15 protein-coding genes are annotated in these 13837 nt (G+C 68.2%); 12 read left to right on the forward strand and 3 right to left on the reverse strand.

From position 1 onward, the window contains the following. Positions 1–80: 80 nt before the first annotated feature. Both P7V53_RS12460 and P7V53_RS12465 read right to left on the reverse strand, forming a co-directional pair. Positions 81–212: a hypothetical protein gene (locus P7V53_RS12460; protein ID WP_280155787.1), complete on the reverse strand. Its 132-nt coding sequence runs from the start codon at positions 210–212 to the stop codon at positions 81–83. 129 nt (positions 213–341) lie between these two features. Further along, positions 342–797, reverse strand: coding sequence for a MaoC family dehydratase (locus P7V53_RS12465; protein WP_280155788.1), 456 nt, complete (start codon positions 795–797; stop codon positions 342–344). A 244-nt stretch (positions 798–1041) separates the two neighbouring features. Between P7V53_RS12465 and P7V53_RS12470 the strand changes: the two genes are divergently transcribed. Together P7V53_RS12470 and P7V53_RS12475 are read left to right on the forward strand one after the other, a co-directional pair. Beyond that, the gene (locus tag P7V53_RS12470) at positions 1042–1251 is read left to right on the forward strand and encodes a hypothetical protein (protein WP_280155789.1); all 210 of its coding nucleotides are present in this window, start codon (positions 1042–1044) and stop codon (positions 1249–1251) included. Next, positions 1248–1739: a GNAT family N-acetyltransferase gene (locus P7V53_RS12475; protein WP_280155790.1), complete on the forward strand. Its 492-nt coding sequence runs from the start codon at positions 1248–1250 to the stop codon at positions 1737–1739. The genes P7V53_RS12470 and P7V53_RS12475 overlap by 4 nt, the downstream gene beginning before the upstream one ends. Positions 1740–1752: 13 nt before the next feature. Here P7V53_RS12475 and P7V53_RS12480 read toward each other — a convergent pair whose 3' ends face one another. Continuing rightward, positions 1753–2451 (reverse strand): TetR/AcrR family transcriptional regulator, encoded by a 699-nt coding sequence (locus P7V53_RS12480; protein ID WP_280155791.1) that lies wholly within the window; start codon positions 2449–2451, stop codon positions 1753–1755. A gap of 188 nt (positions 2452–2639) precedes the next feature. Here P7V53_RS12480 and P7V53_RS12485 point away from each other — a divergent pair, with 188 nt between their 5' ends. From P7V53_RS12485 to P7V53_RS12530, 10 genes are read left to right on the forward strand one after another with little or no spacing between them, the layout of a single operon-like run. Further along, positions 2640–3416 carry an enoyl-CoA hydratase/isomerase family protein gene (locus tag P7V53_RS12485; protein WP_280155792.1) on the forward strand — a complete coding sequence of 259 codons (777 nt, stop codon included), beginning with the start codon at positions 2640–2642 and terminating at the stop codon, positions 3414–3416. Positions 3417–3418: 2 nt separating this feature from the next. Further along, a complete protein-coding gene (locus P7V53_RS12490) occupies positions 3419–4684 on the forward strand; it encodes a CoA transferase (RefSeq protein ID WP_280155793.1) in 1266 nt (421 codons plus the stop codon). Positions 4685–4704: 20 nt separating this feature from the next. Further along, positions 4705–5697 (forward strand): tripartite tricarboxylate transporter substrate binding protein, encoded by a 993-nt coding sequence (locus P7V53_RS12495; RefSeq protein ID WP_280155794.1) that lies wholly within the window; start codon positions 4705–4707, stop codon positions 5695–5697. An 11-nt stretch (positions 5698–5708) separates the two neighbouring features. Then, positions 5709–7031 carry a fumarylacetoacetase gene (gene fahA / locus P7V53_RS12500; RefSeq protein ID WP_280155795.1) on the forward strand — a complete coding sequence of 441 codons (1323 nt, stop codon included), beginning with the start codon at positions 5709–5711 and terminating at the stop codon, positions 7029–7031. Continuing rightward, entirely contained in the window at positions 7028–7543 is a 516-nt protein-coding gene (locus P7V53_RS12505) for a 2Fe-2S iron-sulfur cluster-binding protein (RefSeq protein ID WP_280155796.1), read from the forward strand. Before fahA ends, P7V53_RS12505 begins: the two co-directional genes overlap by 4 nt. After that, a complete protein-coding gene (locus P7V53_RS12510) occupies positions 7540–9924 on the forward strand; it encodes a xanthine dehydrogenase family protein molybdopterin-binding subunit (RefSeq protein ID WP_280155797.1) in 2385 nt (794 codons plus the stop codon). Before P7V53_RS12505 ends, P7V53_RS12510 begins: the two co-directional genes overlap by 4 nt. Positions 9925–9929: 5 nt before the next feature. Further along, positions 9930–10808: a xanthine dehydrogenase family protein subunit M gene (locus tag P7V53_RS12515; RefSeq protein ID WP_280155798.1), complete on the forward strand. Its 879-nt coding sequence runs from the start codon at positions 9930–9932 to the stop codon at positions 10806–10808. After that, positions 10805–12172: an MFS transporter gene (locus P7V53_RS12520; RefSeq protein WP_280155799.1), complete on the forward strand. Its 1368-nt coding sequence runs from the start codon at positions 10805–10807 to the stop codon at positions 12170–12172. Before P7V53_RS12515 ends, P7V53_RS12520 begins: the two co-directional genes overlap by 4 nt. A 2-nt stretch (positions 12173–12174) precedes the next feature. Continuing rightward, positions 12175–12726, forward strand: a complete 552-nt coding sequence (locus tag P7V53_RS12525; RefSeq protein WP_280155800.1) for a carbon monoxide dehydrogenase subunit G — start codon at positions 12175–12177, stop codon at positions 12724–12726. Positions 12727–12734: 8 nt separating this feature from the next. Beyond that, positions 12735–13769, forward strand: coding sequence for an XdhC family protein (locus P7V53_RS12530; protein WP_280155801.1), 1035 nt, complete (start codon positions 12735–12737; stop codon positions 13767–13769). The last annotated feature ends 68 nt before the right edge of the window (positions 13770–13837 follow it).

Genomic DNA, 13837 nt, shown 5'->3' on the forward strand with positions numbered 1-13837 from the left:
GGACGACTTGTCCTGGGAACGCATGTCGTGGAGTCTTCATGGCCTGGCTCGCCCGGCAGCCGGAGGGCTGCGGCCGGGGTTCATCGGAATGCGCACACCAGCCCGTAGACGATGCCGACCGCCGCACAGGAGACGATCAGCGCCGGAAGAATGAACAGCGCAACGCCGTACTCTTCGTGATGCGCTTCGAGATGCTGAAAGATCCGGTTCATGAGGTTCTCCGCTGCCGTGACGCTGGTGAGATGTCCTGCTTGTTCACAGCGTAGGCGCTCACCGGCGGCCCTTAAAGGTCGACACTTCCAAAGCGTTTTTGCAGAAGACGAAACAATTCCCGTGGTCTTTCAGCGGGACGTCGGCCGGCGGGGGACCATGAGCGTCGCGGTCATGCTCTGGACAACGACGCCGCGCTGGTTGAGCGTGTTCGATCGCATCACCACGACGCCGCGGTCGGGACGCGAGCGAGAGGGCGTGACCTCGATCACCTCGCTCTCCGCATGCAGCACGTCGCCAGGCCGGGTCGGCGCTTTCCAGGCGAGTTCGCCGCCCGCGCCGACGATCCCGCCGGCCAGGCGCGGCCCGCTGGTCACCAGCAGGCGCATCGTCACGGCCGCGGTGTGCCAGCCGCTGGCCGCCAAGCCGCCAAAGATGGAGTGCGTCGCGGCGGCTTCGTCGAGGTGGAACGGCTGCGGGTCGAACTGCTGGGCGAACGACGTGATCTGGTCGAGGTCCAGCGCATGCGTGTCGGTCTTGAAGGTGTCGCCCACCTTCAGGTCGTCGAGGTACAGAAGGTCGTTCATCGGCGTCTCGTCGAGTTGGTGCGTCGAAATCTAGGAACTGCGGCGCCACGGGAGAAGGCTCCGGCGCTGAAAGACTCTTTCCAGATCCGACAAAAATCGGACGCGGCCTGCATCGCCGGGGGGAGGGAGCGGGAAGGTTCCATCGTTGCACTGATTGCAAAGACGAATTGCAGGCACTCCTCTGGTTCGGTCTGTGCCGTCCACCTAGATTGGATTGCATAGGACGACGCTCTTGGAGACTGCGATGACGCACCACAACGCTTCTCTTCCGGCCCCCCGCTTCGAAATCCGCTTCCAGTCGCTCTTTCAAGAGGGCCGCGGCATGGCGTTCCCCTGCGATGCCAGCGGTCAGGTCGACCTGGACACGCTGTCCGACAAGGGCCGCTCCAACTACCTCTTCGCCAGAGCGATGGTGGGCCGCGAATACACGATGCCCAGCGTCTGCGCAGCATGAACACGCACATCCGCCCGATCGAGGCCAAGGACCTCGGGCTCGAAGTGGAGTTCGTCGAAAGCCTGTCGGCGGCGACGGGCTATCAGCGCCTGATGTCAGCTCGCCGGCCGACGATGGAGGAGCTCAGGCGCTGGACGAACATCGACCACGCCCGCGAAGTCGCCCTCATCGCGACAGCCCTGGTCGATGGCAGGGAGTGCCAGCTGGGCGTCGCCCGATACGTCCGCGATGCCGACACGCAAGACGCCGAGTTCGCGATCGTGCTGCGCGATGACAGCCAGGGCCGTGGTCTTGGACGCGAGCTGCTGCTGAGGCTGCTCGACGCGGCAAAGCGTGCGGGACTCCACCGGCTGGTGGGCACCACCCTGTCGGACAACCAGGCGATGGTGACCCTGGCACGCCGGCTGGGCTTCCGTGCGTCGAGAACGCCTGGTGGCGCATTCATGACGACCCTCACGCTCGACCTGGCTGCATGGCAGCCGCAATGACTGCGCGATGTCGTCAGACGCCCGACTGCGTCTGGCGCGCAATGCGCGCCAGCTGGGCCGGGCCCGCGGCGACGCCGCTCAGCAGCAGCGAGATCGAGAACTGGATCATCTCCTGCACGTCGATGACGCGGTCCGAGCGGGGCACGCGGGCCGCGAGGATCAGGGTCGCCAATCCGTGCTCCACCGACCACGCAGCATGGACGACATGGTTGAGGTTCTCCACCGGCCAGCCCTTGGTGCGCGCGTAGTCGCACACCGCGGAAGCGAACAGATTGAACGACGACGAAATCGCCTGGTTGAGCTCCTCGTACGCATCCTTGGCAAGGATGCGCGGGCCGACCATCAGGTCGAACAGGCCCTTCTCCCGCTGGGCGAAGCCCACGTAGCTCTCCATCATCCGATGGACCTTGATGAGCGGATCGGCCGTCGACTCGTCGATGCTGCGGCGCTCGTCGGCGAGCTCCCTGAAGCCGTCGGCGGCGATCGCGGCCAGCAAACCTTCCTTGCCGTCGAAGTGGCGCGACGGTGCGGCGATCGACACGCCGACGGAGCGCGCGACATGGCGCAGGCTCAGCTCGTGTGTTCCCACTTCGTCGAGCACGCGGCGACCCTCGACGATCAACGCATTGCGCAGGTCTCCATGGTGGTACGAGGCGCTGTGGGACTTGGACGCGCGCTTGCGCGGAGTCGGGGTGGCAGGCTGCTTGCGCATGTCGATGGCACTGGGTTGGTCCGAAATCATAGGGCGCATGCCGCAGGCCTCGCGGGCTCGATAGGCGCCGAGGCGACTTTCCGACATCGGTGCTTTCCCGTTTGATGATTTAAGTTAGCAGTGCTAACATTGTCCCACGTTTTCGATCACTCCCGCTGTCCCCAGGCGCCCACGAAAGGCTTGCACCCATGAGCGACGACATCATTCTCAAGACGCAGGACGGCAACGTGACCGTCCTGTCGATGAACTACCGGCCCTACAACCTGGTCGGGCCGAACCTGAACCGGCCGCTGCTGGCAGCCATGCGAGAGGCGGTGGAGCAGGGCAGCCGCGCGATCGTGCTGCGCAGCGCGCTGCGGCACTTCTCGGCCGGCGCGGACCTCAACCTCTTCTCGGCGCGCATCGATTCACAAGGCAAGGCGGTGATGAGCCCGCTCGAGACGCTGCGAGGCCTCGAGACGCTGCCGGTCCCGATCGTCGCGAGCGTGCACGGCGTCTGCCTCGGCGGCGGCTTCGAGCTGGCGCTCGCCAGCGACTACATCGTCGCGGCGGCCTCCGCGAAGATCGGCTCGGTCGAGGCGACGCTGGGCCTGCATCCGCTGATGGGCGGCATCCAGCGCCAGGTGCAGCGCGCCGGCATGGCGCGCGCGAAGGAGATGTCCATGCTCGCGCGCCGCTACGACGCGGCGACGCTCGAGCGCTGGGGCCTCATCAACCTGGTGGTGCCCGACGAACAGCTCGACGACGCCACGATGTCCATCGCGAGGGAACTGGCGAACGGCCCGACGCTGGCGCACGCGGCGACCAAGCAGCTCGCGTCGATCGCGGCCAACGAAGGCGTGGACGCGGCCGACGAAGCGATGCTCGAGCTGCAGAAGCCCATCTGGGCTTCCGCGGACCTCAAGGCCGGACTGGCGTCCTTCCGCGCCAACGGCCCCGGCCTGGCTCAGTTCGAGGGGCGCTGAGCATGGCCGGCCCTCTGCAGGGAGTGAAGGTCGTCGACTTCTCGCGCGTGCTCGCAGGCCCGCTCTGCGCGCGCACGCTCGCCGATCTCGGCGCCGAAGTGATCAAGATCGAGCCGCCGCGTCCCGACGTGTCGCGATTCGCCTTTCCCTTCGACGACGGCATGTCCGGCTACTACGCGCAGCAGAACGCCGGCAAGCGCAACGTCAGCATCGACCTCAACGTGGCCGGTGCGCGCGAGCTGGTGCTCAAGCTGTGCGACACCGCCGACGTGGTCGTCGAGAACTTTCGCGCCGGCACGCTGAAGTTCTTCGGACTGGACTACGAAACGCTGTCGCGGCGCAACCCGCGCCTGGTCTACGTCTCCATCACCGGCTACGGGCAGGGAGGGCCGTGGGCTTCGCGCATGGCTTATGCCCCGACCGTGCAGGCCGAAGCAGGCTTCACGCACAACACGCTGCGCCACTTCGGCGACGGGTTGAGCCGGCCGCAGACCGATGCGCTGTCGCACGCCGATGTCTACGCCGGGCTGCAGGCGGCCATCGCCGTGCTCGCGGCGCTGAAGCGCCGCGAGGTGACCGGCCGCGGACAGCACATCGACGTCGCGATGGCCGCCGTGCTGATGTCGATCAACGAGCGCGCACACGTCGACCTGTCCGATATCGACACGGGCGCCGAACCGGCGGTCCTCGGCGCCACCGACGGCCCGTTCTTCCGCGGCCCCGGTGGAGAGCAGTTCGTTGCGGCGCAGAGCCTGGTCGGCAGTCTGACTTTCCCGAACTACCTGCGCGCGATGCGTCGCGCCGACCTGGCTCGCGACCCGCGCTTCGAGTCAGCCGCGCTGCGCCTGCAGAACTTCGCCGCGCTGCATGCGGTGGTCCAGACGTGGATCCTCACCTTCCGCGACATGGAGGCGCTGGACGCCCAGCTCGACGAAGCCAAGATCGCCATCGGCCAGGTCCGCACCCTGAAGGAGCTGGCCGACAGCGAATGGGCCGAGTACTGGGGCGCGGTGCATGAAGTGCCCGACCGGCGCGGCGGCACCTACAGGCTGCAAGGGCGACCGTGGCGCTTCTCCGAAGACGGGTTGAGCGCGCCGGGCCTTCCGGCGTTTCGCGGCGAACACAACGCCGAGGTGTTCGCCGAGCTGGGCCTGAGCCGGCAGGAAATCCAGCATTCCATCGACGCCGGCATGCTCATCGAGCACTCGCACGCGACGCCGCCGGCACCCAGCCCTGCGGGAGCGCGCGCGGAAGAGGTCGCTGCTTAGTCAACTTCCAGGAGCACTGCATGAAAGATGCACTTCGCAAGGTGCGGCGCCGCGGCATGGCCATCTGCCTCGGGCTGCTTCTTCCGGCCGCGATGGCCCAGACGCCTTCGCCCGACAAGCCCTGGCCAAGCGCTCCGATCAAGGTCATCGTGCCGTATGCGCCCGGCGGCGGCACCGACGTCGCGGCGCGTCTCATGGCCCGCAAGCTGCAGGAGTCGCTGAAGCAGACCGTCATCGTCGACAACCGCCCCGGCGGCAGATCCATCATCGCGTACGAGGCGGCGCTGCGCGAACCCGCCGACGGCCACACGTTCGTGTTCAACAACTCGTCGCACAGCGTGCAGGCGACGTACAAGCGTCTGCCGTACGACATCGTGGCCGACTTCGTTCCGGTCTCGCCGATCGCGAATTCTTCTGTCGTGCTCGTGGTGCCGCCGGATTCGGCCGCCAAGACGCTGCAAGAGTTCGTCGAGCAGGTGCGGCAGAAGCCGGCGAAGGTCGCGTTCGGCTCGTTCGGCGTCGGAACGACCTCGCATCTCTACGGCGAGATCCTGAACGCGGCCGCCCGCATCGACATGCTTCACATCGCCTACAAGGGATCGGCTCCGGCCCTGAGCGACCTGATGGGCGGCCATGTGCAGGCGCTCTTCGTCGACGGCATTGCCGCCAAGCCCCTGGTCGAGAGCGGCAAGGTCCGCGCGCTGGCCATCACCGGTGTCAAGCGCTGGAAGGCCTATCCGACCGTGCCGACCTTCGGCGAGCTCGGTTATGCGGACCTGGGCAAGCCAGGCTGGTGGGGCTTCGTCGCCCGCAAGAGCGTGCCGCCGCAGATCGTCGCGCGCATGAGCGAAGAGATCCGCAAGATCGTCGCGATGCCCGACGTCGCCGCCGCCCTCGGCGAACTCGGCGCCGAAGCCCATGCGGACACGCCGGCCGACTTCGCCGCCACCGTGCAAGGCGACGTAGTGCGCTGGAGGCGCATCGTGCAGGACCGCAACCTGTCGGTCGAGTAGACGGAGGCCGAATGATCGCGATCGATTACACGCACGCCGAAGATGCGCGCAGCTGGGTTGCCGGCGCGGACGCAGCGGGTTGCGACTTCCCCATCCAGAACTTGCCGCTTGGCGTCTTCCATGCGGGTGGCGAGACCAGTGCCCGCGTCGGCGTGGCCATCGGCGACCAGATCCTCGACCTTGCTGCAGCGCTGGACCACGACCTGCTGCCCGAGCTTCGCTCCCTGGAGGCGGACCTGCGCAGCGACAGCCTCAATGCGCTGATGGCGCGAGGCCAAGTGCATCGCCGACTGCTGCGCCATGCCGTGTTCGCGCTGCTGGAGGCCGGCAGCCTGCACCAGGCCCGCGCCAGTGCGTGCCTGGTGCCCATGAAGGCAGTGCAGATGCGGCTGCCCGTGCGCATCGGCGACTTCACCGACTTCTTCACCTCCATCCATCACGCGCGGCGTACTGGGGAGCTCTCGCGGCCCGATGCGCCGGTGCTGCCCAACTTCCGTCATATGCCGATCGGCTACCACGGCCGTGCGTCGTCGGTGGTGGAAAGCGGCGTGCCTTGCGTGCGGCCCGAGGGACAGGCCGCCGGCACGAACGGGGACACGCGCTACGTGCCCAGCGACAAGCTCGACTTCGAGCTCGAGGTCGGGTGCTACGTCAGCCAGGGCAATGCGCTCGGAACCACGATCGCCCTGGACGATGCGGACCAGCACGTGTTCGGGCTGTCGCTCGTGAACGACTGGTCGGCGCGCGACATCCAGCGCTGGGAGAGCCAGCCCCTGGGTCCGTTTCTCGCCAAAAGCTTCATGACCACGGTATCGCCGTGGGTCGTGACCCTCGAGGCCCTGGCGCCGTTTCGCGGACCAGCCCGCGGCAGGCCCGAAGGCGAACCGCCGCTGTCTGCGGCGCTCACGTCCACCAAGCACGTCGCCGGCGGCGGCATCGAGATCTCGCTGCAGGCGCTGCTCCAGACCGAGGCGATGCGCAAGCAGGGCATCGCGCCGGTGGTCATCGCCCAGCCGCGGTTCGGCGAGCAGTACTGGACGCTGTTCCAGATGCTCACCCACCATGCAAGCAACGGCTGCAACCTGCGAACCGGCGACCTGCTGTCCAGCGGCACGGTGTCGGGACGGGACCGCGCGGACAGCGGTTGCCTGCTCGAGCTGACAGTCGGCGGCCGCGAGCCCCTGCGCCTGCCTGCCGGCGAAACACGCACCTTCCTGCACGACGGCGACATCGTGTGCCTGCGCGGCATTTGCGAGGGCCCGGGTTTCAGGTCCATCGGCTTCGGCGACTGCACGGCGCAGGTCGTCTCGATGAACGGAAGGAGCAGGGCATGAGCCTGCAACGAATCACCACCACTGTGAATGAAGCGAGCGTGAGCGCGGAGGTCGAACCGCGCACGCTGCTCGTCCATTTCCTGCGTGAGCAAGCCGGCATGACCGGCACGCACGTCGGCTGCGACACCTCGCAGTGCGGTGCCTGCACCGTGCGCATGGACGGAAGAACCGTCAAGTCATGCACCGTGCTGGCGGTGCACGCGCATGCGCACCGCATCACCACCATCGAGGGCCTGAGCAGCCCGGACGCGCTCACGCCGTTGCAGCAGGCCTTCAGCGATCTGCACGCGCTGCAATGCGGCTTCTGCACGCCGGGGATGGTGTTCGCCGCGCAAGCGTTGCTCGATCGCGTGCCCGACCCGACGGAGGCACAGGTGCGCGACGCGCTGCACGGCAACCTGTGCCGCTGCACGGGCTACCAGAACATCGTCGACGCCGTGATGCTGGCGGCCAGGCGCATCCGGGACGAAGCGGCGCCCGTGGCTTCGACGCTGGCCGGGGAGGTTCAATGAGCAAGCTCGACTCCATGCATGCCGCGCTGATCGGGCAGTCGGTGCGGCGGCGAGAGGATCCTCGCTTTCTCACAGGCCGTGGCCGCTACACCGACGATGTCCCGATGGCGCGCCTCGCGCATGCCGCGGTGCTGCGCTCACCCTACGGCCACGCCTTGATCCGGTCGATCGACACCTCGGCCGCGCTGGCGATGGAGGGCGTGATCGGCGTCCTGACCTATGCCGACATCGCAGGCAAGGTCGGCGACATCCGGCCCAACTGGGTGATCGGCGATTCGATCGTGCCGCCCCATCCGCCGCTTGCTTCCGACCGCACCCGCTATGTCGGCGAGGCCGTGGCGCTCGTCGTCGCGAACACGCGCCAGCAGGCGGCGGACGCGCTGGAGGCGATCGAGGTCGACTACGACGTGCTGCCGGCGGTGGTCGACGAAGAGGCGGCGCTCGAGACGGGCGCGCCGCAGCTGCACGCCAACGTCCCGGGCAACCTCATCGGCACCTACAAGGCCAGCGGAGGCGACTACGCCGCTGCGGCTGCAGCCGCCCACAAGCTCGTGACGGTGAGGCTGGTCAACCAGCGTCTCATACCGAGCGCCATCGAGCCGCGCGCCGTGCGCGCCAGCTACGACGCTCTCGACGAGCGGCTGACGATCCATCTGCCGACGCAGGTGCCGCACATGCACAGGCGCTGGCTCGCGGAGACGCTGCGCTGGCCCGAGCACCGCCTTCGCCTCGTCGCGCCGGACATCGGCGGCGGCTTCGGCTCGAAGATGCACCTCTATGCCGAGGAGATCCTGGTGGCGTTCGCGGCGCGTCAGTTCGACCGGCCGGTCGGCTGGACCGAGACGCGCAGCGAAGCCCACATGGCGACCACGCACGGACGGGCGCATGTCGAGAACGTCGAGGCCGCGGTGAGCCGCGACGGCCGCGTGCTCGGCATCAAGCTGCGCTCGGTGGCCAACATGGGGGCCTACCTGTCCAACATGGCCACGGGCATCCCGACGAACAACACGGTCACGTTCATCTGCGGCAACTACGACATCCCGGCGATGGATGCCGAGGTGCGCCTGGTCGTGACCAACACGACGCCGGTCGATGCGTATCGAGGAGCGGGGCGCCCCGAGGCCTCGTACATCATCGAGCGGACCATGGATGCCGTGGCGCACGAGCTCGGCATGGATCCCGTCGAGCTGAGGCGCATCAACCTCATCCGCTCGCACCAGTTTCCGTACACGCCGTACGGTCACCCGGTGCTGCGCTGGGACAGCGGCAACTACGAAGGCTGCCTCGAAAGCGCCGTGACGGCGATCGACCATGCCGGATGGCGCAAGCGCCAGGCCGAGCTGCGAACGCAAGGCCGCTACGTCGGAATCGCGGTGACGTGCTACATGGAAGTCGTCGGCATGGGCAACTCGAGGACGCTCAGTGCGCGCGGGTTCGACCGCGGCGGCTGGGAGAGCGCTCAGGTGCGCGTGCATTCGGACGGCAAGGTGACGCTGTTCTCCGGCTCGATGCCGCAGGGGCACGGTCACGCCACGACCTTCGCGCAGATCGTCGGCGACGCGCTGCAGCTGCCGATGGATCACATCGACGTGGTCCAGGGGGACACCGACAGGGTGCCGGCCGGACACGGCACGTTCAACTCGCGGTCGGTTGCGGTGGGCGGGTCGGCCGCCCACACCGCCGCACGCAAGGTCCTGGACAAGGCGATGAAGATCGCCGCCGCCATGCTCGAAGCCGAGCCGCAGACGGTGGACTACGCCGGCGGGACGTTCTTCGTGAAGGACCAGCCGCAACGCAGCGTCGCTTTCGCGACGGTGGCCCGCACGGCGTACGTCGCCAACAAGCTGCCGGCCGGCATGGAAGCCGGGCTCGACGAGACGGTGTTCTACGAGCCGCGGGCGATGAGTGCGCCGCACGGCGCCCACGCCGCGGTGGTGGAAGTCGATATCGAGACCGGTGAAGTGCAGGTCCTGGACTACGTCGCCGTCGACGACGTCGGCGTCCTCATCAACCCGATGCTGTGCCACGGCCAGATGCACGGCGGCATCGCGCAGGGCATCGGCCAGGCCTTGTACGAGGGGGTCGACTACGACGAGAGCGGTCAGCTGCTGACCGGCACGCTGCTCGATTACGCGGTGCCGAAGAGCGACCAGCTGCCGCGCATGCGGACGAGCTTCCAGGTCACGCCGTCGCCCACGAATCCGCTGGGCGCCAAGGGCATCGGCGAAGCCGGATGCGTGGCAGCACCGACGGTGATCGTCGGCGCGGTCTGCGACGCCCTGTCGGGCTTCGGCATCACGCACATCGACATGCCGTTGACGCCGCCGAAGGTGTGGCAGGCCATACGCGCCGGCCGTTCGCGAGCGCAAGCCAGGAGCTGAACGCAATGATTCCAAGTGCTTTCGACTATGTCAGGCCCGACAGCCTGTCCGACGCCCTGGCCCTGCTCGCGCGCCACCGCGACGCCGCCAAGCCGATGTCCGGCGGCCACTCACTGCTGCCGATGATGAAGCTGCGGCTGGCTGCTCCCGACCTCGTCGTCGACGTCAATGAGCTGGGCGAGCTGCACGGCATCACGGTCGGCAGGAACGAAGTCGTCGTCGGCGCAGCGACGACGCATGCCACGCTGGAACACCATCCGGAAGTCGCTGCGGCGTTGCCGTTGATGCCGGTCGTGGCGTGCCAGATCGCCGACGCGACGGTGCGCAACCGGGGCACGCTCGGCGGCTCTCTCGCCCATGCGGACCCTTCGGCCGACTGGCCTGCCGCCATGCTGGCGCAGAACGCCGTCTTCGAGGTGGCGGGCTCGTCGGGTTCGCGCTCCATCGCGGCGCGCGACTTCTTCAAGGGCTTGTTCGAGACGGCGCTGCAACCGGGCGAGCTGATCGTCGCCGTGCGTATCCCGGTCGCCGCGAACACGCGCGTGGCCTATCGGAAGTTTCGCCATCCCGCATCGGGCTATGCCGTCGTCGGCGTGGCCGTTGTCCTCGACTACGACAAAGGGCGCTGCGGCGGGGGATGCATCGCGATCACCGGCTTCGCCGACCACGCGTTTCGCGCCGAGCGTGCCGAAGCGGAGCTGTCGAAACACGTCGGCGAGCCGTCGCACATCGAGCGCCTGCTCGACCTCGCATTCGACGGCGTGGCGCCGATCGAAGACCGTTTCGCGGATGCCGAGTACCGCCTGCAACTGGCTCGCACCATGCTGCGCCGGGCGCTCGCAGATGCCCAGTCGTCCTTCAACCCCGCACGGAGTGCCGCATGAAGACTCAGCCTACCGCCTTGTCCGCCAGCCTGGACGTGCAGCAGTTCATCGACCACCGGCGATTCAGCGCTTACCAGGCGCTGGTCTTCGCGCTCTGCTTCCTGATCATGGTGGCGGACGGCTTCGATACCGCCGCGATGGGCTTCGTCGTGCCGGCACTCACCGGCGAGTGGGGCGTGGCCAGGCATGCGTTCGGTTCGGCCTTGAGCGCTTCGCTGGTGGGCCTCGCCATCGGTGCGCTGGCGTCCGGCCCGATCGCCGACCGGTTCGGCCGCAAGCCCGTGCTGCTGGTGTCGGTGGCGCTGTTCGGCATCTTCAGCCTGGCCACCGTCTACGCTTCCTCGCTCGGCACGCTGACCGTCCTGCGCTTCATCACCGGGCTCGGGCTGGGGGCGGCGACGCCCAACGCCACGACGCTGCTGGCGGAGTGCGTTCCGGCGCGGCGGCGCGCGCTGCTGCTCAACGGCATGTTCTGCGGCTTCACGCTGGGCGCCGCGGCGGGCGGCTTTGCGGCAGCCGCGATCATGCCGGCGTTCGGATGGCGCGGCGTGTTCCTCGTCGGCGGCGTGGTGCCGTTGCTGCTGGTGGTGGTCTCGGCCTTCGCGCTGCCCGAGTCCATCCGCTTCATGATCGCGCGCGGGCGTCCGACCGAGCAGGTCAAGGCCGCGCTGCGCCGCCTCACCGGCGTCGATGAGATTGCCGCGACCCGCTTCTCGGTCGAAGAGGGCCAGCGGCAGCAGGCAGGCCGCTCGCCCGTCGTGCAGATCCTCTCCGGCGAGTTTCGCGTCGGCACGCCGATGCTGTGGCTGGCGTACTTCATGGGCGTGCTCGTGCTGTACCTGATCACCAGCTGGATGCCGACCTTGATCAAGGATTCGGGCGTCTCGCTGCGCAACGCCTCCATGGTCGCGGCGCTGTTTCCGCTCGGCGGCACGCTGGGCGCCATTGCGTGCGGCTGGCTGATGGATAGGCGCAATCCGCATCGCATCATCGCCGGCGCCTTCTTCATCGCGGGGCTGCTGATGCTCGCGCTCGCACAGGCTCTCGGGCATCCCGTCGCGCTGTCAACGCTCACCTTCGCGTCGGGCCTCTTCACCGGCGCCGGGATCGTCTCCATGCCGGCGCTCGCCGCGCTGTACTACCCGACGCAGGCGCGGGCTTCCGGCGTGGCGTGGATGCTCGGGATCGGGCGGCTCGGGGGCATCCTCGGCGCGGCAGTCGGCGGTGTGCTGCTGCAGGCCGGCCTCGGGACCTCGACCATCCTGGCGATGCTTGCCGTGCCTGCCGTCATCGCGGCCGCGGCCGTGGTCCTCAAGGACTCGTCACGCAGCGCCAGGCCTGCGCCGGCGGTGGTGGGTGCCTGACCATGCAGCTGATTGGCGAACGATTGATCTGCGCGCCCATCGCCACGACGTGGCAGGCGCTGAACGATCCCGAGGTGCTCCGGTCCTGCATCGCAGGATGCGAGTCGCTCGAACGCACCGGCGCTGATCTGCTCTCTGCAGTGATGGCCGTCAAGGTCGGTCCCGTCAGCGCCCGCTTCAAGGGAACGCTGAAGATGAGCGACGTCAAGCCGCCGCACAGCTACTCGATTGCGTTCGACGGGCGGGGTGGCGTGGCCGGCTTCGGAAGCGGCGTGGCGGAGGTGATGCTGTCGCAAGAGGAGAAGGGGACGCGCCTGCGCTACAAGGCGCAGGCCCAGGTCGGCGGAAAGTTGGCGCAAGTGGGCTCTCGTCTGGTCGATGCGGTCGCCGCCAAGATCACCGAGGATTTCTTCACCGCATTCGAGGCCCGGCTTCAGCCGCCGGCCGACGCCCCGCAGCCCGAGACCGAGGCGCCGCGCGGTGTTCCAGCCTGGGCATGGCTTGTGGGCGCCGTGCTGGTGTGTGCGGGCGCCTGGATCCTGACCCATTGGTAGGAAAGCGGATGGATGCCGTCGATGTCGATGTGCTGAGTCGTTGCGCGTCATGGTTGGCGCTCGGTCGAGAGGCCGCGCTGCTCACGGTGGTGCGCACGTGGGGGTCTTCGCCCCGCCCGGCGGGCGCCATGATGGCGATCCGCGACGATGGGCTGGTGGCCGGTTCGGTGTCCGGCGGCTGCATCGAGGACGACCTGATCGCCAAGGTGCGCGACGCCGGCATCAAGGCTGTCGCGCCCGGCGGCAAGCCGTGCCTCGTCACTTACGGCGTGCGTGCAGAGGAGGCGCATCGCTTCGGCCTTCCGTGCGGCGGCACGCTGCAACTCGCGCTGGAGCCGCTCGGGTCCCACAGCCGCATCGAAGAGTTGGTGCAACGCCTCGAGCGTCGCGTTCTCACGCTGCGAACCCTCCATCTGGACAGCGGCGCCGTGGACCTAGGCGATGCATCGTGCGTCGACGAGCTGCACTGCGACGAGCAGACGCTGCGCAGCGTGCTGGGGGCGCGCTTTCGCCTTCTCGTCATCGGCGCGGGACAGCTGTCGCGCTACCTCTGTCAGATCGCCGTCGGCCTGGGCTTCGACGTGACGGTTTGCGATCCGCGCGACGAGTACGCCGAGACCTTCGACCCCGAAGGGGTGCAACTGGTGCGCTGCATGCCGGACGACGCCGTGCAGGCGATGGCGCTGGACGAACGCTCTGCGGTGATCGCCCTGACGCACGATCCCAAGCTGGACGACCTCGCGCTGATGGACGCACTGGAAACACCGGCGTTCTACGTGGGGGCGCTGGGCTCGCGGGCGAACAACGCCAGCCGGCGCGAGCGCCTGAAGACCCATTTCGGCATGACGGACGAGCAGCTCGCACGCTTGCGCGGTCCGGCCGGCTTGTACATCGGCAGCCGCACGCCGCCGGAGATCGCGTTGTCCATCCTGGCCGAGATCGTCGCAGCGAAGAACGGTGTGGCCATGCCGCGGCTGCTCGGGGTCGGGGAAGCGAAGGACGCATTCGCCGCGCGCCCCGCCGAGAATGCCTGCTTCGCATGAGGGTGTCTCGGCCTGCCGGAATCGAAGAACTGATCGTGTTTTGCAGGCCCCGCGCTCTTTCGCGCAAC

Source organism: Piscinibacter sp. XHJ-5 (assembly GCF_029855045.1).
In the GTDB taxonomy this organism is placed as follows: domain Bacteria; phylum Pseudomonadota; class Gammaproteobacteria; order Burkholderiales; family Burkholderiaceae_C; genus Albitalea.